The organism is Candidatus Bathyarchaeia archaeon (assembly GCA_035283685.1).
GTDB lineage: Archaea > Thermoproteota > Bathyarchaeia > Bathyarchaeales > Bathyarchaeaceae > DATETJ01.
In genome coordinates this window covers 1-19,877 of sequence record DATETJ010000010.1, presented here as the reverse complement: position 1 = coordinate 19,877, position 19,877 = coordinate 1, and the positions used below count along the sequence as shown (strand labels likewise).

Sequence of the window (19,877 nt, the reverse complement as noted above, 5' to 3'; positions counted from 1 at the left end):
ACAAGCGCGACATTGTTGAAGAGGCGAATTGCATGTCGCAAGGTGTTTGCGAAAAGATCTCGCCCTCGGACTGTTCCAAACTCTAAGCGGATTCTCAGCAAGCACATTCCCCAAAACGTTTCTGTAGTCATAACAGAAGTATGCATCACCATTAGGCTCAACCCACATTGTCAACCAGGTAAGGCCGCAATTAGCCCAATTGTAGCTGGGAACAAGCATGTAGTCGAGACAACAACCTGCAACGGAGACTTTTTCGCAATTTTTCGGTACTTGTTTATTGATTCTTCAAACTCTTTGTTGTGAACAAGAGCCAACGGCTCTTCAAACTTCGAGTAGTCCGGTCTAGAAACCGGGTCAACCATCAAGTACGTTAGATCTTTGGCATATGGTTCAAGCATCTTTATCAGTCCTGGGATCTGATGAAAGTTGAGCGTGGTTATCACTGAGTTTATGTGGATAGGCGGGTTATCGTATCGACCAAGACCTCTAGAGCGTTTGAACTCTATGACGTTCTCTAGGCTATTCATAACCCTGTTCAGATCAGCCCCACCTCTGAGGTGCTTGAATGTTTTGGAATCATACGTGTCTATGCTAATAACGAAGTCGTCCACTCGAAGAAGACAGTCTAATCTATCCTCAGTTAGAGGCACCATTCCATTGGTTGTCAAGGCCATCTTGTAACCGCCCACATCTTTGAGCCAACGCACGATCTTCGGCGCTTCAACGTTCATGAAAGGTTCGCATAAGCCCATGACACAAATACCACTAATGTATGGCATTCTATGTAACATTCCCTTGACAATGTCTCGAGTCAGGGGCCCCTCTTGCGGATGGAAGGATTCTCTCATACAGTAAGGACATCGGATGTTACAGAGGTGAGTAAGACAAACACCCAAAGTTGTCGGGATGGCGTATTCACTATGCATCTTATATAGGAAACTTGCAGCTTCCCTCCACATTTTCCTGTAGACCTTGGTGTGAAACTTCATCTCAAGTTTTGCTTTCTTCGGTTTTTTCTCAGTCATGATACATCGCCTGATATTTCTCTAAACATAGCTTCGCACAGATAAGAGAATCATGCATTCTGGCCACATAATCCCTTGATCGAGCGCCCAGCTCCCGACGGAGATCATCATCCTCAACCAATCTGAGTATTTCCCTCTCAACAAATTGTTTTTTCTTGGCATTGATGAAGGGGCAGCTAGGAACAAAGGCGGACGCATCCTCACCAATCTGAGTTATCACGGGTATTCCCATAGCAGCGGCTTCGATGGCACTGAATCCATAAAAACCCAATCCAACACGATCCACCCAGATGTCAATCAAAGCATAATAGCTTTCCATATCATTATGGTTCATGACTTTCTCCAACGGGCGATCCAAAGCTTTGTTGGACTCCTCTATGGCAGATTTTATTTCAGCGATTGGAATGAAAGGCTGTTTCACAGGATCAACTTGCTGGGCGCAGTAGCCAACGTTAACGCCTTCATGTGCAACGAGTTTCTCGGGTGAGAATCTTGCTGTATCCACTGGAAGAGGTATCCAAGTTGCTTCAGGAACCACTTTTAGCAGACTTGGAAGGGACACGAATGATGGCACTTCATAACCGTACAGATGCTTAGTCGTGTTAGGGTCGTGATAATGCTGAATGAGCCTGCTTTTCCAATGTTTTTGAACAAAGCTAGGAAGACGTCCTGTGTGATGACTGTGCAGAATGTCGAACTTGAAGAATCGCTTCCAGTCGAAGTATCTAAGAGGTCTCCCAAGCTTTGCCCGTCTTGGAAGGAGAAAATCCTCATTGAAGCCAAAGGGATGAGGAGCAGCCGACAGAACATGACTCTCCACGCCAAGCCGTCTAAGAGCTTGGGTCAATATCACTCCGACTCCCATGTGCTGGTAATGAAGAATCTTCATGATCTATGACCTCCGTTTACTCTCATTTCATGCACTCTATTGAATGGAATGATGTGAAGCCGCCTTGAGTCCACAATTTTCTTAGCCTCCAAGCATTTTCACATAAATTTCCATATGCTTCCTAGCAACCACAGCAGAATCATGATGTTTTGCCACCCATTGCCTCGACCTGCGCCCTGCATCGTCTCTTTTCTTTTTGTCGTTGCAGAGACTGAGAGAAAAAAGGATCTCCTTTTCAGTTCCTGCATTAAGGACAGGTGGAAACTCATCATAGACCCTAGAGAAATGCGATTTAGAAAGGAAAATGATTAACGGTTTTCCGCATGCCATGGCCTCAAACCCAGCAGTTCCGCTGCTTCCTAAGTTGAACTGATCTGCAATCACTGTGGACTTGTTAATCCATTCCACAAGGCAAGGTTTGCTCATCAGAGGAACCCAGTGAACATGTTTTTCAATGCCAAAGTCTGCTATCAGGCTCTTCGATTTTTGCTGGTCAACCCCCCAATTAACCAAGACAAGTAGAGAATCCGCTTGTTCCTTCAGAAAGGCAGCGAAGGCCTTGATCATTTTGTCCTGGCCCTTTTCTTTCCAGTCTTGTCTCGAATAGCAGAATATCACGTTTTCATAGTTCAATGGGTCAACTTTCATGGGTCTATATCTTTGCATGTTGATGGCGAAGGGCATAAAAACCCAGTTTAACCGGTACTTATCGCATAGGTCAAGCGTGTCGGGGTTTGTCATGAGGATCATCTTAGCGTGTTGGTAGCTTTTTTTCATCAGCCAATATCTAATTCCCTTGTACGAGATCCTAGCTTCCCCGAAGTATCTTATCGCTCCAGCTTCAAATGGAATGTAGTCGCGTCTCAGCAGATAGGAGTATATGAAAAACGGAACGTGAGCGACAATCAGATCATATTTTTTCATCTCCTTTCTTATTCTGTTCAGTTTGCTCATTATGTTGCTTCTCAGGTCAAGAAAATGCAGCCAATCAGGCTTGACAAAGTCTTGGTTTAACCTTTCCCAGTTCGGACGGTAAGGTTCACCAATATCTTCAACTTGGAATTTCAGCAGTTCCCACTGTGGTAGCGCCGTGACGTGGCTTTGGGTTGGGATGTAAAGTTGCACATTTTCCCCCAAAGCCTGCAATTCTTCAACGACTGGAAAGGCGTCGTTAGCCAAGTTGCCAAAGTGAGCCACGGTTTTGTCCAGTTTTTCGCCCGCCGTCATCTTCTAAGTATTTTTCTGATTCTTTGGACCTGACTTCTACCCACGAAATCAGAGATGTCCAATTTAGGTTTTCTTTTCAACTTAAACTCCAAGAAGCCGCCGAGCATTGTCAGCTGCTGGAGTTTGTTAGGCTCAGTCATGATGTTCTTTGCGAGCCTTACGAGAATAAACCAGAAAGGGTAACCCAACTCGTACATGCTTTGCCCAAATGTCCAAACAGAACTGCTGCCATAAGGTCTCAGGTGTTGATAAGACGCACTTGCAATTCTCTTGATCCGTCCACCCTTCTGCTGGGCCTTGAACAGAATCCAACTTTCCCAACCGATGGATTCAGGAAAGGGGAGAACTTCCTTCAAGAAGCTGTATCGAATTATTCTGCCAGACCCGTGAGGACTAGCTTGATCGAATACCTTTTGCTTAGTGTGGCTTCCAGAGCACACATAGAGTTGAGAATCTTTCTTGAACTCTTCCAGTACAAGTTGAACATAGTTGTTTGGATATAAGCTGTCGTCTCCAGAAATCATCACGTAACTGCATGGTTCTGATACGCGGCTTAACCCCAGATTAATCAGTTTGGGGACCCGGGCAAAATCTCTGGGCAGCTTGTGCTCTAATCGAATCTTGGTTACTTGAGGAAACCTCTCAAGAATCCGCGGCGTCGCGTCGGTTGAAGCGTCATCGATGACAACTATTTCCCGAGCTGAAACAGTCTGAGAAAAAACAGACCGCAGAGTCTGTTCAATGGTTGCTTCCCCATTCTTAGAGGGGATTAAAACCGCATAAGAAGCTTCAACCCTGGGTCCTTGCCGCCCTGACGACCTTGACCTTTCCCTCACAGTTTATCGCTTGCCTTCAGTTCCTTGGTGACGAAAAGCCTCAGCCAAACTTCAAGCGCTAGAATCATGAAAAGCCTAGTAACATAACGCAGCCTAGTCCCGTCTCTTCCTGAATCAGCCTGCTTCTGGGCTTTGACCAGCCATGCTTTGTTTATTAGCTCCATTTCACAGCATCGGGCATCGTCGAAAAGCCCGATTGCGCTGTCCCTAGTTTTTTGCCACATCTCGATTCTGTTCATGCCAAAGCCTATTTTTGGTTTTGTCGCCGACTTGTATGCAAAATTCTCCATGAGGATTTGCCTAAGAAATATCTTTCCAACGTTGTTCTTGTGGTCGTATTTCAGGTGATAGGGCAAGTGAGCAGCTGTGTAAATGACCTCGTTGTTGAGCAGTGGGGCGAACATATTCTGTTTGAAATGCTTTGCGAACGCGATGTTAGTTGGGGCAAAATCGTAAAGGAGTTTGCCATTGTAGTCAGCCAAGAAAGTCTGTCCTAGTTTGCTGAGCGGGTTTTTGAAATGCTCCGAGAGAGTAGCATAGATGTCTTCCCACCGAAACTTGATTTTTGAACCAAACATTCTCTCTTGATCGGGTACCCAATCCATTTTGTGAGTATTCACGTAGGCTTTTGAATCAAGTGTTCTTGCGTTTGAATCGAGGATTTCCTTGTAACGAAACGCGTAGCCTCCAAACATTTCGTCGCCACCATCTCCAGTTAGAAGCATGTCCACCTTGTAACGGTCAAAATACTCGAAAATATAGTAGGTGTACGCATTCCAGCGTGGCACACCGAGCACTGCGATTTGTTGAGGGAGTTCTCTAAGCGGGTTCTCTATATGGAAGTGAAAGTGATGTGTTCCAAACACGTCGGACACCTGCTCTGCATCTTGAGATTCCCGCTCATCCTCGCCAAACGTAATGCACAAAGTCTTGATGTTAAGTCGCGGGTAAAGCTTTCTAGCCAACGCCAGAACTGAAGTGCTGTCAACGCCCCCGCTAATAGCTATGCCGACTTTCTTAGGGTTTCCATAATCGATGGCTGACTTGATTGCGCCTTCTATCATAGGCTGCAAGCCGGCTTCGATGCCTGTGTAAGGCACAAAGTCTTTCCAAGTCAGCTTTGGCAAGAATGTTGAGCCTTTCGGATAATAGCGCAATGTCAGAATGTAACGCAGTTCATCCAAGTTGATCAAACTGGAATCCTCAACTCTCTTAGACTTCATCAGTTCTTGTTCACCCAAACGATTAGACTCCTTTCGAGAATTTCAAACAAACTAGAGTAGAGATTCTTCGCCTCATTAAAATAACGTTTGCTCTTAGGCTCTGCCTGTAACCTCTGCGCCCACAGGTTGCAGACAAAAACTGATCCCCACACGATTCAAAAATTTGGCAAAAACAGTCTGAAGCCGCCTAAAGCGATTTCGTCTGAACAGAAACCAGCTCCGTATTATTACTGATTCCAAGCCGAAGTTAATAACAACTGAAAAACCCCTCAACCCACAAACAGTCTACGCTGCGTGTTCAATTACAACTGTCCAAGCGATCCCAGCCTAGCATGCTGGATGATGATGTCACTCGGAACATTCTGACGACGACATCCACACAGCCTTCACCCTGCTAAACACAGCCGAAACATGGTAGAAGAAGGCTAAAGGTAAAAGCCGCCTTCTTCTTTTGAAATCTCTTTCCCGCAGAGCAGGCAACATACGCAAACGTCACGCTTGACAACATTAAACGTCACGCATAACAACATAGAACGTCACACTAAAACACCAGCAAACAGCGACCAAACCACAAATCAGAACCAAAAACAGAACCCAGAACGCACCCAGAAAAGCCCCACTTTCACCACAAAAAAATTTTTCAGCACTCAACGTACTAGCCTCTAACCACAAACTAAATAAAACCGAATCATTGTCTTCATGCCAGAGGGAGCAAAAAATCATGAGCAGAATTCGGAAGGTCTTCAGCCGCGAAAATATCACGGATGCATTTGGACGTTTAGGCTTTATCCGCGTCAGACTGACGCACGCTGCCTTATTGGAGCTCTCCCTTCTAACCCTAATTCTCATGCTCGCCTTCACAGTTAGACTTCTCCCCATGCGATGGGGCTACTACCTATCAGAATTCGACCCGTACTTTCAGTATCGTTTGACTAAAGACATTGTACAGAATGGCTACGGTCATTGGTTGACTTGGCAAGACACAATGAGTTGGTGGCCTTGGGGACGAGACGTAGGCTATACAGCTTTTCCTGGACTAGCGATTGTTGCAGCCACACTCTACAATATATTCAACGCGTTAGGCGTGCCCATGGTCCCATCTTATGCAGCGGGCCCGCTTGCCTCTGACCCTGTCTATAACTTCGTAATTATGTTCCCGGTGGTGATGGCAACTCTAACTTGCTTAGCCATATACTTCTGGGGCAAAGACATCGGCGGAAAGGAAGTTGGGTTATTCACGGCCTTTTTCCTGGCGTTAAATGGATCTTACATAGGCAGAACAGCCCTAGGATTTTTCGACGACGAAACCATAGGCGTCTTCAGCATCATCATGTATTCTCTATTCTTCCTGAGAGCAGTAGAGAAAGAAAGACCGATCAAAAGCAGCATACTCTACTCAATAGCAGGAGGCCTTTCACTTGGTCTCCTGTTCACTGCGTGGGGCGCCTCAAGGTACCCGGTTGGAGTGACTTTGTTGTTCGTTATGGTTTTGCTTTTCTTGCGAAGATATTCAACTAACCTGCTTGTATCTTATGGCATAACCTACGCTGTCGCATTGGCAATCGCCATAAACGTGCCACACCTGCAGGGTATCAGATTTCTGCTGGAGATAACTAACATTGCAGTGTTTGGAGTATTCGCATTACTCTGCGCATTTGAGATGGGCCATCGAATAAAGACGCCCAGAATGAAGAGCATCTTTGTGCTAGGCACGATTGCTGTGGGCGTAGCAGCATTTGCGACACTCTACGCGTTTGGATACATACAGCCAATAGCTGGCAGGTACCTGTCAGTTATCAACCCCTTTGATGTAGGCGCGCGCGAGGCAAACCCAATTATTGTTTCAGTGCAAGAGCACAGACCCGCTGCGTGGGGAACACTCTATTACGACCTTGGAGTTGGCATACTCTTCATTCCCGTAGGTTTCTACTTCGCTGCCCAGAACCCAACAAACCGCAACATATACCTGATTCTATTCGGCTTGACTTCAATATACTTCGCCAGCACCTTTGTCCGCTTAACACTAATTCTGGCTCCAGCCCTGTGCATCCTCTGGGCGCTGGCACTCACAAGGGTCTTAAAACCGTTCATCACACTTCTGAGAGAGAAACCACTAACGTTTAAGGCTAAGATGCGGCTGGAGGGACATGTAGGAAGAGAATTCAGCGCTGCACTCCTAATACTCATATTCCTTCTGCTCACAGTGACCTTCGTCTTCCCAAGCACTGAATCCAGAATAAGAGGAGACCCCTTCCCAAGAGTCATGGAACAGGCCTACGTGCCAGTTACGATAGCAGCAGCAAGCTTGCCGATTAAGCCCGATCAAACAGTGCCCGACTGGTTTGACGCATTGAATTGGATGTATTATAACCTGCCGTCAGACGCTGTTATTGCAAGCTGGTGGGACTATGGCTACTGGATCACAACCATTGCAGACAAACGATCGCTTGTGGACAACGCAACCTTCAACACAACCCAAATAGAACAGGTCGGCTTGATGTTCATGTCAAACGAAACTGGCTCAATAGAAGTGCTTGACAGGTTCAACGAATTGGGTCAGAATCGCGGATCCTCATCCAAGGTTGATTATGTCGTAGCATTCTTCACTTTTGACAATCAAGGCAACGACGTGGGATATGGCGAAGAAAGCAAGTGGCGATGGATGGCAAACATTGCTTTCAAGAATTTGACAGCTCACGAACGCTACGGCAACTTCTCCCTAGGAAGAAACTGGACTGACAAGAACCAAAACGGACAACCTGAACAAGATGAGCTAATCAGTAATCCACTCGGCGAGAACACCACCATGTACAAGATGATGCAATGGGGAAAGAAACAGAGAGTTGAATCAATCACTGCGACCGAACCCGAGCACTTTGAACTCATCTTTTGGTCTCAAAAAGACAGGTCTCCAGTGGTCACCGCTGGAGGCGTACACGCACTCGTGACTGTATGGAGAGTAAAGCGCTAGCAGAAAGTGAGCCTATGGCTGATCCACAAAAGGGACAAGACGAACAGGGTATTGCTTACGAATGCGTCAAGTGCGGCGCTGTGGTTTCAAACGATGAACTTGAGCTTCGCGGCGGCGGAGTCAAATGCACATACTGCGGTTACCGCGTGTTGAAGAAGATCAGACCACCCATTGTGAAACGCATAAAGACGCAGTAGTCCTAGCAAGTCTTTTATGACTCCTTCTCTAAATCAGATTCATTTGGAGGGACAATAGTATCAAGCGCAAGTTGATGGACATTCTTGCTTGCCCGATCGACAAATACTACCCACTCGAACTTCATGTTTTTGAGGAAAAAGACGAGATCGTTGATGGAGTCATAATCTGCCCAAAGTGCACGCGGTGGTATCCAATCAGAGATGAAATCCCCGAAATGTTACCAGATGAACTTAGAGAAGAAAAAGATGAAATTCCTTTCATGAAGAAATGGAAAGACAAGTTTCCACCAAAAATCGTCAGCGAAGGCAAACCGTTCAATCTAAAGAAATAGCACAAAAGCTGCAAAACAGAAAACCCCGTCTCTACTTGAAGAACACCAAATGACTCGAACCTCTACAATCGAGTCGCATGTGCACTTACAATGGTTTGAGTTTGACAGCTGAGCCTTTCCTTGCTGATTTCAGCGCTGCTTCAGCTATCTGCAGGGCTTTCAAGCCGTCCAGTCCTGTGATGATGGGTCTCTTGTCGTCTAAAACGCTAGTTGCGAAGTGTTGCAGTTCAAGCTTCAATGGTTCTTTCACATCGTATCGAGGCGCCATAGTTTGCCCTGACGTTTCTATTATTATCTCCTGAGTAATGTAGTCCAGCGTCATTATGGCTTCGCTTCCAGTCACGGTCAACTTTCTAATCTTGTACGGCGTCAACCAATTGGCCTCGATGAAAGCAGTTTTCTTCCCCTTGAATGTTATCAGTATCTGAGCGTGGTCTTCAAATTTCTTATGGCGAAAACTGCCGGCTCTAGCGTAGACCTCTACTGGCTCATCATTGAAAATGTATCGCGTAATATCTATGTCATGTATTGCCAAGTCTTTGACCACACCAACATCGCCGATCCGCTCAGGCCACTGCGAAACCCTTCGAGCCGTGGCATAAACAACAGTGCCGATCTCGCCCTTTTCCACAGCCTGCTTGATACGCTGCAAGCCTGGAATAAACCTCATCAAGAAGCCCACCATTAGATGCTGCTGCTTCCTCTCCGCCAAAGCAACGATCTTCCTAGCTTCCTGCAAATTGTTTGCCATCGGTTTTTCGACTAGCACGTGTTTTCCAGCTTTCAGTGCCGTCATAGCCTCTACTGCCAAGTTAGTAGACCACGTGCAAACAGTGACTGCTTCCACATCTTTTCTTTTCAGCATCTTGCGACTGTCACTGTAAGCGTCGACTCCGAAGAGTTCAGCAACTGCTTTGGCTTTGGCTTCGTCTTTGTCACAGATAGCAACCAAACGTGTCTCGCTCAATTCTTTCAAGTTTCGAGCGTGATTTCGTCCCCAGAATCCAGCACCGATAACAGCAATACCCAATTTTCTCATTTAGTCCACACTCCTCTACCCACTCCACGATAAACGAAACCTGCTTTTTCAGCCCTTTCAGGTTCAATGACATGCCCCATGTCAACTATAGCCGCACTTCTAGTCATAAGCAACTTCAGCCTTTTCAGGTTCAACTGCTTGAAACGATTGTGTCCCACGACGATGATTATGCAATCCGTTCCTTCAATGGTCTTCGCTATGGTTCTTTCAGCAGAATAGCCCAGATCCTTCAACTCCTTATACGTGTAAAGCGGATCAAAGACGCGCACAACCGCGCCCTTATCGGTAAGCATCTTAACCAGTTTGCCAACTGCGCTTCCCCTATGTTCCTTAGTATTCGAAGAGTACGAAACACCCAACAAAGCAATCTTTGACCTTCTGAACGGCTTCTGATACTTACTCAACGCGTCACGCGTCAACTGAACAGCGCGCGCAGGCATTTCATCGTTAACCTTTCTAGCCAAGACCACCAAACTCAGTTTGACGCCAGCGGCTTCAGCCTCTTCCAAAAGAAGGTACGGGTCTTTGGGGATATGCCCGCCGACGATTCCCGGACGAAGCAAATGGCAATACGGTTGTGAGTTGGCAGCGACTTGAGCTTCCAAATAGTCCACTTTGATCTTCTCGCACAGCACACTGAAGTCGTTGGATAAGGCTAAACAAACATCACGATACACGTTTTCGAAAAGTTTAACCGTTTCCGCAGTTTTCAAGTCCCGAACTTTGACTATACTGCCTTTTGCTATGGTTCTCAGGAAAAGGCTAGCAGCAATGTAACTCTGCTCGTTTATGGCGCCTACCACACGTGCATAGTTCGTCAAGTCTTGCAGTATTCGCCCTGGAGCTGCACGGGTTGGGCTGTTTACAAGTCCAAAGTCTCTTCCAGCCCTCAAACCTGAAGCATTTTCCAAAGCCTCTTTAACCAGAGTCTCAGTGATTCCAGGGCCTACAGTGCTAGCAAGAATTACCAGCGAGCCACGACGAAGTCCCATGCCAACGTCTTTACAGGCTTTCTCAACATGGGTATAGTTAGGTTTCTTTTTTTCATCAACAGTCGTGGCGACAACAATGACGATTACGTCACTTTGCGACGCAGCTAGTTGCGCATCGGCTGTCACCGTTAAGCGGTTGATTTTCACATATTTTTTCACAATCGCGCTAAGATCCGTCTCGACAAATGGAGTTTTACCCTTCTTCAGAAGGCTGATGACGTTGGGATCTGCGTCCACGCCGATAACTTGAAACCCAGCCTCTGCAAAAGCACATGCCGTAGGCAGTCCTATTCGTCCGCATCCGACAATTGAAACAGTGTATTTTGCACGTTTCCCCGGTGTGTCCAAGTCTCTGGCGTCGAGTTTCATAGCCCTTGAGTCAGGTGCGGACGCAGCCACGATGTCACCATGCTTGATTGGTTTTTTGTATAGTATCTCAGTCGCTATTGTATAACAGTTTCGAAAATTCTGAGAATCTAGTTCTACGACATTTGTTCAATGGCTTTTACAATAGCCTTGATCGGGTCTTCAAAAGTGTTCGTTAGTTTTCTCGCCTTCATCGCCTGCGTCTTCCTTACTGTCTCAATGTTATCTAAAGTCTTCAAAACCTTCTCTCTGATTCTCATGCAATTTGTTTCTCGAATAATTAACCCCTTCTTGACAAGGTAATCTTCAATAAGAAAAGGTTTGCCGGGATAACATGAGAATGTGGGTACTCCAAGCAACGCTGCCTCAGCGGTCATGGTTCCACCTGCACCCACGAAAACGGAGGTATATGACAGTAGGCTGGGGGCATCAACTGTGGACCTGCATATAACGGCATGTTGTCCGAATTTTTCTGTTAAGAAATCGATCTGAGACTCGTAGCGGGGCAAGACTACGGCTTGAAGGTTTAGATTCGATTCCAGCATATTCTCAAGTAATGGTGTCCACGTTGGATTCTTCGATGTTCTTCCCAAGAGGTAGCTGGCAAACGACTCCTCGGCTCGAAACACCACTATAGGTTGGGACGCCACCAATCCTAGTCGTCGCAAGACCTTCTCGTCTGGTTTGAAGTCTTTCAACCAAGCCCACGGGTCTATCGCGTTGTACTGAACTATTCTGCTTGGTACGATGCCAAATTTGGTCCAAGCCGTCTTAGGAACAAATTTCGGCGTTAATAGCAAGCTGACAAACGGAACGGTTAGACGTGCAACCGCTTCAGAGTGAGGCGAATCGTTCAGACAAACATGGGGAAGATGCAAGCCAAAGGCTACTCGGGACATCTCAGGCGAAGCGAAGGAAACAACAACGTCAGGCTGCGACTCGGCAACGATTGAAGCCAACTCAAGTGTTCGTTGGGCGCTTGCTTCAAGTTTATCCTTAAGAGCTGCGCCACCATGTCTCCCCACAACGCGGGCTTCGATGCCCTTCATTTTCAACAGTTGGTTTACTTCTCTGTACTCTCGGGTTGTCTCAGAGACTTTGTGACCTTCACTGCGTAGTTGTTCTGACAGTTCTGCAAACAGCATGCACTGTTTGGGTGTGAGTATGTCAATGAATACGTGCATTTGTGACGACTTCGCCGCTTCTTGCTTGTTCCTCAGATAAGAGGATAGTACTATTAAGCGTTGGGAAAATGCGTCGCCTACATTAAGCATTTGGATATGCGAGTGTCTTCGGTGACCTCCTTGTGGGGGCAGAGCGTAACGCCCTTGGCAATCTTCACCCCGTCATGAATGGTAACGTGGTCCCCTATTAGGCAGCCTTCAACGATCTTGACGCGCTTGCCAACAGAGACTCCTTCGCCAATGATTGCGTCTTTGATACGCGAAAAATCTGAGACCACTGTTCTTGGAAAAATGACAGAATTCTTGACTAGGACGCTTTTTCCAATAGCCACGCCTTCACCTAGGGTCACATGGGGACCAACTGTCGATCTTGCTCCGATCTTTGTGCGCTCCCCGATGGCCACGGGATTGTTAATTATTGCTGTGCTCGCCACTCTTGCTGTCTTTGCGATGCTCCCTTTCTTGAGTTCAGAATCGAGTAGAAGCCTATTGCCCTTCAGGAAATCAGCTGGTTCGCCAATGTCGATCCACGGTCCACTGAATTCATAACCGAACAATTCGTTGTCGCGAGCCAAAGCTGGAAAAACTTCACGCTCAATAGAGACGCGCCGCTTGCTCGGTATGTAATCAAGAATTTTGGTGCTCAGGGCATAGACGCCTGCGTTAATGAGGTTGCTAGGAGCTTTTCCATGCGGCGGTTTCTCGACAAAGCGTTTGACGCGGTTTTTGTCAGCGAGTTCAACAACGCCATATCGAGACGGGTCGTCAACTCGATGTAGAGCGATCGTTGCTATGCCCCCGTTCCTTGTATGCTGAGCAAGAAGATCCGCGTAATCTATTTTTGAGAGAATGTCGCCGTTCAGAAGGAGGAAAGACTCATTGTGTCCAATGATCCTTTCGGCGTTTTTGACGCAACCGCCTGTTCCAAGAGGCTTTGATTCGCGGCAGTAATGGGTTTTCGTGCCGTAGGCAGATTTTCCATATTGCCTGACAAAGGCTCCAGACATGTAGTTGACTGCGAATACAATTTCTGTTACGCCAGCGTCTGCTAGCCGCTCAAGGGTCCAGTCTAAAAGCGGTTTGCCACCTATTGGGAAAAGATGCTTTGGGCGAGTGCAGCTTAATGGGCGGAGTCGAGTTCCAAAGCCACCTGCAATGATTACAGCCTTCACGCGATGATCCCTTGGTGCAGATGATCTACTTTTCAATGCTATTCATTAAAGCTTTTATGAAAGATCTGGTGCGCCACATGGTGCTTTGCTTCAGAAGCTACTCCCATTCTATCGTTGCTGGCGGTTTGTGGGTGATGTCGTAAACAACTCTCACGATTTGCGGAATTTCGTTCGTTATTCTTGTCGAGATTCTCTCCAGAACGTCATAGGGAATGCGTGCAAAGCAGGCAGTCATGGCTTCTCGGCTTTCAACTGCTCTAACAGCAACAGTATAGCCGTATGCTCGAGCGTCGCCCTTCACGCCTGTGGACTTTGTTTCAGTCAGAACCGCAAAGTACTGCCACAAACTGTCTTGCAAGTGCGCTTTCTCAAATTCGTCTGTTACTATTTTGTCAGCCTTGCGCAGAACCTCGACTTTCTCGGCTGTAATTTCGCCAGTCACGCGCACAGCCAGACCTGGACCTGGAAACGGTTGGCGCCAAGCAATTTCCCGTGGCAACTTCAACTGCTCAGCGACTTTTCTGACTTCGTCCTTGTAAAGATCTCGTAATGGTTCAATCACGCTTTTGAACCCTATTTTCGTGGGTAGGCCCGCTACATTGTGGTGAGTTTTGATCTTGTCAGAGTGCTTGCGGAACCCTGATTCGATGCGGTCTGGATATATCGTGCCCTGAACTAGATACTCAGCGCCCACTTTTCGAGCTTGAACTTCAAAAACTCGCACGAATTCTCGGCCTATAATCTTTCGTTTCTCCTCAGGGTCAGTGATACCTTTCAGCTTCCGCAAAAACTGTTCATGGGCATTTACAGAGACGAAATCGATGCCGATGTCGCCAAAGGTTCTTTCAACGAATTCGGGTTCCCCAGCCCTCATGAAGCCGTGGTCTACAAATACTGCTGTCAAGTTCTTGCCCAAAGCTTGCGCAGTCAAAGCTGTGGCAGTGCTCGAATCTATGCCACCGCTGAGTGCCACTATTGCCTTGCCCTCATTGGCATTTTGCTTTATCTCTTCAACCGAAGCCTTAATGAAATCCTTCATCTGCCAGTTAGGCTCACATTTGCATACTTCAAATAGGAAGTTGCCCAACATCTGGCTGCCGTGTTCTGTGTGGATCACTTCGGGATGCCACTGTAACCCGTACACGCGCTTTACTTCATTTCCGAATGCTGCGACCGGGGAGTTTTCTGAACGTGCCAGAATCACGTAGTCTTCAGGCATTGCGAAGACTGTGTCTCCGTGGCTCATCCACACTTTTTCTTTTGGTCCCAATTCCTTCAGCACGCCTAGAGGCTTGTCAATAACTGCTGTGGCGACGCCATATTCTTTGTGTTGGGCAGGTTCCACCTTTCCGCCAACCATTTGTGCGATGAGTTGATGACCATAGCACAAGCCCAAAATGGGCAGGTTCAACTCTAATATGCTTGGGTTGCACCTCGGCGCGTCTTTTTGGTAGACGCTGTCTGGTCCGCCAGAAAGAATCAAGCCTTTAACGTTGACTTTTTCGCCTAATGCCTTGATTTCTTTCGGAGTAATGTCTTGTGGCACGATTTCCGAATAGACACTTCGCTCACGCACTCTTCTGCCTATCAGATGGCAGTATTGCCCGCCGAAATCAAGGACAAGAACTGTGTCGTATCTCATCTTTTGAAGCCTTGTGGGTTTGGAGGGTCTACACGACTACTCAAAGAAGATGTAATATGCTTTGCGTTTTACTGAATTATGCCCAGCGCTCTCAGTCGTTCTCTAGTGTAGCTTTCGAATTCCCACATCATGCGCAGTTCAGAACCTGCCAATCTGCCGGTTTTCTTGCGTCTTTTGCGGTTCAACTGTGTCGCTCCTATGCTAAGAGATATTTTTGCACTTCCCATTTTGTTACCTTGCTGGTAGTTGCGGGCTTTGCAGCCAATTGGTACTCGCGCCATTCTTCCATCTTTAGTCTCCTGTATTTCTCGGCGTTTTCTCTGCCAAGCGCTCTGATGCATATGTCATCGTTGTTCCATTCGTCCAACGCTTCTTTGAGCGTTGCTGGCAGAGTCTTTATTCCCAGTTGCTTTCGTCGTGACTCTGTTAGGTGGTAGACGTTTTCATCAACAGGGTCACCTGGTTCGGTTTTCTTTTTTATTCCTTCTAAGCCTGCTTCAAAAAGAACCGTGTAAGCTAGGTATGGGTTGCACAAGGGATCTGGACTTCTGTATTCTATACGAGCCTCATTCTCTTTGCCTGGAAAATACTCGGGCACTCTAACTAGGGCTGAGCGGTTTTTTCTGCTCCATGCCAAGTACACAGGCGCCTCATAGCCGGGTACCAGTCGTTTGTAACTGTTGACTGTAGGAGCGGCAATCGCTGACAATGCTCGTGCGTGCTCGAGCACGCCGCCTATGAAGTATCTGCAGGCTTGTGAAAGGCAAGCGTATCCTTCTGGATCGTAGAATAGGTTCTTGCCCGTTTTTGTTGAGAACAAGCCTAAGTGTACGTGCATGCCGTTTCCAGCTTTGCCGAATAATGGTTTTGGCATGAATGTGGCTGTCCAGTTGTATTTTCGATCGGCGACTGCTTTGGCTGCTAGCTTGTAGCGGGTTATGTTGTCCGCTGTAGTAATCGGGTTGGAGTATTGGAACGTGATTTCGTTTTGTGCTGAGCCGACTTCGTGGTGTTGTCGCTCGACAACGATGCCCATTGATGACAGTGTATCACTCAGGTCCATGCGGTAAGGTTCCGTAATGTCTCTGTTTGGCGCTATGTCGAAATATCTCGGGTTTTCTTTGACTCTATGTTCTACAGGTCGAAGCTCTCGGCTTGTGTCCTTTTCGACTAGGTAGAATTCGAGTTCCGCAGCGGCTGTAGGCTCGTAGCCATGGCTTCGTGCCTCTTCAGCCTTTTTTGAGCAGATGTATCGCGAGTCGCCTTCGAAACGTCTCCCGTCAGGTAAGTACGTGTCGCATAGGAAGCTTACAACTGCTTTGTCATAGAAGTAGCGAGGCAGGACCGCAAATGTGGAGATGTCGGGTTTCATGACCATGTCGCTCTCGTGAATGCTGAGATAGCCTGGAATCGAGGAGCCGTCGAAGCCTACTCCGTCTCTGAGAACGGATTCTGCCTCTTGCGCGGGCACTGTTCGGCCTTTCAAGGCTCCCAGCAAGTCTACAAAGTGTAGCATTATGTGGTCGGCGTGTTTGATGAGAGATAGGCAAACAGCCATGTTTTCTCGTGCTTTGAAGTCTTGACCGTTCATTCATATTCCTCTCTATCCGCAAGTTTCAGTGTTAATAGAAAGATTTATTTGCTGATAGAATATAAAGATTTTCACAGGTTTAGAGTGCAAATGTTGAAAAAAACCGCAGCTGACCGAATGAATGTCAAATGGAGGTGATAGCTGCATGGTTATGGATGAGACAGATGTCAAGATTCTGAAAAACTTGATCTCTGATGCAAGGCTTTCCTCGCGGCAGATCTCAAAGAGCGTGGGTGTATCCATTGGCACTGTACTCACGCGGATCAAGAAAATGGAAAAGGATGGTATTGTCAGAGGTTACTCCGCGGTGGTGGAACATGAAAAACTGGGTTACATGTTGACTGCGCTAATTGAAATCACAGTGTCGAAAGGACGCTTACTGGAAATGGAGAACGAAATCGCGCGTATGCCCAACGTTTGCGCCGTGTATGATGTCACGGGCTTGACTGACGCGTTTGTCATAGCTAAGTTCAAGAGTCGTGAGGATCTGAGTGCTTTCGCAAAGCGTTTGTTAGCCTTGCCATACGTTGAGAGAAGCAACACGCACGTTGTGTTGACTACAATCAAAGAGGACTTCCGGCTTGTGTGAGGCTCAAGTTTCTCTGAATATTTTTTTTCCGCGTCACTCATTGTTTGGCGTGGAGTTGTTGCTGAAATGCGAGTGCATAGTGTCTGTGGTTATGGCTGATGCCCTGCGGGAATGGAAATTTCAGAAGAAGAAGGCGCCAATTCCCTTTAGCCTTCTTCTACCATGTTGCGACTGCGGCAGAGGCTGTATGGATGTCATCGTCAGAGTGTTCCGGGTGACATCAACAAGTTTGAGCTTTGTATTTTGGGGTCTGTTTGGGTTCTTGTATGGTGCTCTGGGTTCTGTTTGCGCCCTGTCTTGCGTCAGGTTTAGGCGTGGCTTCGTCAACAATGGCATTGCGAAGCTGGTTTCTGTTTTATGTGTCGTTAACTTCTGCTTAGAAACAGTAATAATACCGACTCTTTTTGAATGTGCTTGATTGGCTGTGTGGGCGTCGTCGTCAAACTGCGCTCTAGTGACATCATCATCCAGATAGCAGTAGCTTGGATGCTGTAGTTGAACACGCAAGCTCACAATGTTTCTGCAGAATTTGGCATCGCTGGACACGGGTAACATTTAACTGAAAGTGTTGAAAGAATCAGTTAGTCGCATTAGTAAGCGGGGGTTGCCAAGCATGGCCAAAGGCGTAGCCCTGAGGCGGCTATCCCGCAGGGGTTCGTGGGTTCAAATCCCACCCCCCGCACCAGAAATTAGGCTGATTTAGGAGTTATTTTGACTGGAAAAAGCTTAATTTAGGGGCTTTGTAAGTGGGGGCTGCAATTTGAACACCAGTTTACCGGTAAGAGGCGCTATGATCTTTTTCGGAATAGAAGCAATCGCGATTCAGGTCTCCAGTTTGTCTTAGAGCTTCTGTCACATGTTAACTAGTTTATGGCTCCCCAACCCTTTTTGCGTTTTTCTTTTGCGTCCAAGGATACATCGTGCTGCAAATTTCCAAGATAAAGCGAGCCTTTTTTTGAGGTTTTAAACAGACGATTGTTGGTATCGTTTTGCAGAATCACTTTTCAAAATCGGTAAAGGTTTCCAACACTGTTCCAGACGAAGGCATGCGGGAGTGCTTCAGCCATGGCGTGGGTTCCTCTCCAGCCGATACAGTGGGAAGGTGCCACGAGATCAGGGTCTAGTAGTTGCAGTTGTTCGACTGTTTGGCTTATTCTTGGTTCGTATTCTGGAACTCGAGGTTTTGTGGACAATTCTGACAATACCTTGCCTGAAGTTTTCGCTACAAGAATGTAGTGAATTTTGGCTTGAAAACGCCTTTGTTTATTAATACGCGTTTCGCCGCTAAAAAGATTAGCGCGCGTGTGAGACCCAATCAAAGCCTTAAAGGAAAGGCTCCCGCGGAGATGGCAATAGAACGGATTTATCAGTGAGATTGCTCTTTTTATAAAAGAGCGTGAACATCAGAGATGACTAAGATAGGCGACCACTCTAGATGTCCGAAATGCGGTGGAAGCGCCCGTGTTGTTTGGGTTTCGCAAGACGGGAAACTGGCAGCAATCAAATGCATGCGACCTCATAGTCAGCTTAGTTCCTCCACAAAAGCCATTCCAGATTTCAAAACTAAAAAGAAATCTGCCAAAGGAATGGTATTTCTCGTAGAGGTAAGCTAGAAGCTAGAAACCTCATTTTGCAACACAGCACTCAATAATAGAACAGAACCTCTCTTCAGGATTTTTTTTGCTTTATAAGGGAGCGATATGGATTTCCTCTTCGAACCTTGAAGAAGACGCGATTTTACAAAGCTTTTCAACGGTCATTCTCATCTCCTCATAAGTTTTTGATGTTTCTTCCAGTGCGCGAGATACATAGACGTGGAATGGGCTACGCAGACAGCGGTGTTAGTGAACGGGTGATTAGTCAACTTCTAACCGAGATGGATGGAATCATGACGCTGGAAGATGTGGTGATTATTGCTGCGACCAATCGCCCAGACATAGTTGATCCTGCTGTTCTTAGACCTGGTAGGTTTGATCGTTTGATTTATGTTCCTGAGCCTGATGAAAAAGCAAGGCTGGAGATTTTCAAATTATACACGAAAAACATGCCTCTGGCTAAAGATGTGAACATTGAATATATGGCTAATACTTCGAAGGGTTATTCTGGTGCGGATATTGATGCGCTTTGCCGTGAGGCTGCTATGCACGCGTTGCGTAGAGATGTTAAATCAAAAGAGGTTACGCTTGCTAATTTTCAGAAAGCCATGGAAAAGATTGGACCGAGCATCTTGCCTGACATGGAAACATGGTATAAAGGGTTTATGAAGCAGGTTAGACGAGTTCAGAAGCCTACAACGTTCATTGCATAATAATTTGGAGCCTAACACACATTGGTTATCAAGACTTGGAAGCTTCATCCTTTAGAGATCATATATTTAATAGACTATGATATTCCTCAATGGTCTGAAGGTCATAAGACACCTAGAGAACTGAATGAGATTGTGGATAAAGCTGATGCCTATGTCTTAGGAGCTCCATTGTACTATTTGGATGTAAATGGTTTAACCAAGGACTGAAGGAACGGGAGGAAACATGATATCGTCCAAGGCGAAAAATCGAATGAAACGTGAGCTAAGCTTAGAGCAGCCAACAATATGGGTTGG

The 19,877-nt window shown here is 46.7% G+C and carries 18 protein-coding genes and 1 tRNA gene; 6 read left to right on the top strand and 13 right to left on the bottom strand.

From position 1 onward, the window contains the following. Positions 1–170 precede the first annotated feature (170 nt). The 5 genes from VJ249_09925 to VJ249_09905 all read right to left on the bottom strand — a co-directional run bounded on the left by VJ249_09925 (position 171) and on the right by VJ249_09905 (position 5,218). The gene (locus VJ249_09925) at positions 171–1,025 is read right to left on the bottom strand and encodes a radical SAM protein (protein HKZ94877.1); all 855 of its coding nucleotides are present in this window, start codon (positions 1,023–1,025) and stop codon (positions 171–173) included. Next, positions 1,018–1,914 carry a hypothetical protein gene (locus tag VJ249_09920; GenBank protein HKZ94876.1) on the bottom strand — a complete coding sequence of 299 codons (897 nt, stop codon included), beginning with the start codon at positions 1,912–1,914 and terminating at the stop codon, positions 1,018–1,020. Before VJ249_09920 ends, VJ249_09925 begins: the two co-directional genes overlap by 8 nt. Positions 1,915–1,995: 81 nt before the next feature. Beyond that, a complete protein-coding gene (locus VJ249_09915; protein HKZ94875.1) occupies positions 1,996–3,141 on the bottom strand; it encodes a glycosyltransferase in 1,146 nt (381 codons plus the stop codon). Next, entirely contained in the window at positions 3,138–3,977 is an 840-nt protein-coding gene (locus VJ249_09910) for a glycosyltransferase family A protein (protein ID HKZ94874.1), read from the bottom strand. Before VJ249_09910 ends, VJ249_09915 begins: the two co-directional genes overlap by 4 nt. Continuing rightward, positions 3,974–5,218, bottom strand: a complete 1,245-nt coding sequence (locus VJ249_09905; GenBank protein HKZ94873.1) for an asparagine synthase C-terminal domain-containing protein — start codon at positions 5,216–5,218, stop codon at positions 3,974–3,976. Before VJ249_09905 ends, VJ249_09910 begins: the two co-directional genes overlap by 4 nt. Before the next feature lie 703 nt (positions 5,219–5,921). Between VJ249_09905 and VJ249_09900 the strand changes: the two genes are divergently transcribed. The 3 genes from VJ249_09900 to VJ249_09890 are packed head-to-tail and all read left to right on the top strand — an operon-like array spanning position 5,922 to position 8,700. Then, on the top strand, positions 5,922–8,171 hold the full coding sequence (locus VJ249_09900) for an STT3 domain-containing protein (protein ID HKZ94872.1): 2,250 nt from the start codon (positions 5,922–5,924) through the stop codon (positions 8,169–8,171). 14 nt (positions 8,172–8,185) lie between these two features. Then, entirely contained in the window at positions 8,186–8,368 is a 183-nt protein-coding gene (locus VJ249_09895; GenBank protein ID HKZ94871.1) for a DNA-directed RNA polymerase subunit P, read from the top strand. Positions 8,369–8,427: 59 nt separating this feature from the next. Then, positions 8,428–8,700, top strand: a complete 273-nt coding sequence (locus VJ249_09890; GenBank protein ID HKZ94870.1) for a Trm112 family protein — start codon at positions 8,428–8,430, stop codon at positions 8,698–8,700. Positions 8,701–8,785: 85 nt separating this feature from the next. Here VJ249_09890 and VJ249_09885 read toward each other — a convergent pair whose 3' ends face one another. The 6 genes from VJ249_09885 to glnA all read right to left on the bottom strand — a co-directional run bounded on the left by VJ249_09885 (position 8,786) and on the right by glnA (position 16,686). Then, a complete protein-coding gene (locus tag VJ249_09885) occupies positions 8,786–9,739 on the bottom strand; it encodes a Gfo/Idh/MocA family oxidoreductase (GenBank protein HKZ94869.1) in 954 nt (317 codons plus the stop codon). Continuing rightward, on the bottom strand, positions 9,736–11,130 hold the full coding sequence (locus tag VJ249_09880; protein ID HKZ94868.1) for a nucleotide sugar dehydrogenase: 1,395 nt from the start codon (positions 11,128–11,130) through the stop codon (positions 9,736–9,738). Before VJ249_09880 ends, VJ249_09885 begins: the two co-directional genes overlap by 4 nt. Positions 11,131–11,213: 83 nt before the next feature. Beyond that, entirely contained in the window at positions 11,214–12,371 is a 1,158-nt protein-coding gene (locus tag VJ249_09875) for a DUF354 domain-containing protein (GenBank protein ID HKZ94867.1), read from the bottom strand. Further along, positions 12,359–13,453: an NDP-sugar synthase gene (locus tag VJ249_09870; GenBank protein ID HKZ94866.1), complete on the bottom strand. Its 1,095-nt coding sequence runs from the start codon at positions 13,451–13,453 to the stop codon at positions 12,359–12,361. Before VJ249_09870 ends, VJ249_09875 begins: the two co-directional genes overlap by 13 nt. Positions 13,454–13,550: 97 nt before the next feature. Then, positions 13,551–15,095, bottom strand: a complete 1,545-nt coding sequence (gene guaA, locus VJ249_09865) for a glutamine-hydrolyzing GMP synthase (GenBank protein ID HKZ94865.1) — start codon at positions 15,093–15,095, stop codon at positions 13,551–13,553. Positions 15,096–15,291: 196 nt separating this feature from the next. Continuing rightward, the gene (gene glnA / locus VJ249_09860; protein ID HKZ94864.1) at positions 15,292–16,686 is read right to left on the bottom strand and encodes a type I glutamate--ammonia ligase; all 1,395 of its coding nucleotides are present in this window, start codon (positions 16,684–16,686) and stop codon (positions 15,292–15,294) included. 145 nt (positions 16,687–16,831) lie between these two features. On the opposite strand from glnA, the gene VJ249_09855 reads away from it, so the two are divergent. Then, positions 16,832–17,275: an Lrp/AsnC family transcriptional regulator gene (locus VJ249_09855; protein ID HKZ94863.1), complete on the top strand. Its 444-nt coding sequence runs from the start codon at positions 16,832–16,834 to the stop codon at positions 17,273–17,275. Between the two features lie 120 nt (positions 17,276–17,395). Here VJ249_09855 and VJ249_09850 read toward each other — a convergent pair whose 3' ends face one another. Beyond that, entirely contained in the window at positions 17,396–17,788 is a 393-nt protein-coding gene (locus VJ249_09850) for a hypothetical protein (GenBank protein HKZ94862.1), read from the bottom strand. Positions 17,789–17,872: 84 nt separating this feature from the next. Here VJ249_09850 and VJ249_09845 point away from each other — a divergent pair. Further along, positions 17,873–17,960: transfer RNA gene (locus VJ249_09845), tRNA-Leu, on the top strand. 319 nt (positions 17,961–18,279) lie between these two features. Here the strand turns inward: VJ249_09845 and VJ249_09840 are convergent. Further along, positions 18,280–18,468: a hypothetical protein gene (locus VJ249_09840; protein HKZ94861.1), complete on the bottom strand. Its 189-nt coding sequence runs from the start codon at positions 18,466–18,468 to the stop codon at positions 18,280–18,282. A 602-nt stretch (positions 18,469–19,070) separates the two neighbouring features. Between VJ249_09840 and VJ249_09835 the strand changes: the two genes are divergently transcribed. Beyond that, on the top strand, positions 19,071–19,583 hold the full coding sequence (locus VJ249_09835) for an AAA family ATPase (protein HKZ94860.1): 513 nt from the start codon (positions 19,071–19,073) through the stop codon (positions 19,581–19,583). Positions 19,584–19,877: the final 294 nt, after the last annotated feature.

Excerpts from the sequence above, each read along its gene's own strand:
- VJ249_09925 (HKZ94877.1), bottom strand. The coding sequence starts at position 1,025 with ATGACTGAGAAAAAACCGAAGAAAGCAAAACTTGAGATGAAGTTTCAC.
- VJ249_09920 (HKZ94876.1), bottom strand. The coding sequence starts at position 1,914 with ATGAAGATTCTTCATTACCAGCACATGGGAGTCGGAGTGATATTGACC.
- VJ249_09915 (HKZ94875.1), bottom strand. The coding sequence starts at position 3,141 with ATGACGGCGGGCGAAAAACTGGACAAAACCGTGGCTCACTTTGGCAAC.
- VJ249_09900 (HKZ94872.1), top strand. The coding sequence starts at position 5,922 with ATGAGCAGAATTCGGAAGGTCTTCAGCCGCGAAAATATCACGGATGCA.
- VJ249_09895 (HKZ94871.1), top strand. The coding sequence starts at position 8,186 with ATGGCTGATCCACAAAAGGGACAAGACGAACAGGGTATTGCTTACGAA.
- VJ249_09885 (HKZ94869.1), bottom strand. The coding sequence starts at position 9,739 with ATGAGAAAATTGGGTATTGCTGTTATCGGTGCTGGATTCTGGGGACGA.
- VJ249_09875 (HKZ94867.1), bottom strand. The coding sequence starts at position 12,371 with ATGCTTAATGTAGGCGACGCATTTTCCCAACGCTTAATAGTACTATCC.
- guaA (HKZ94865.1), bottom strand. The coding sequence starts at position 15,095 with ATGAGATACGACACAGTTCTTGTCCTTGATTTCGGCGGGCAATACTGC.
- glnA (HKZ94864.1), bottom strand. The coding sequence starts at position 16,686 with ATGAACGGTCAAGACTTCAAAGCACGAGAAAACATGGCTGTTTGCCTA.
- VJ249_09855 (HKZ94863.1), top strand. The coding sequence starts at position 16,832 with ATGGTTATGGATGAGACAGATGTCAAGATTCTGAAAAACTTGATCTCT.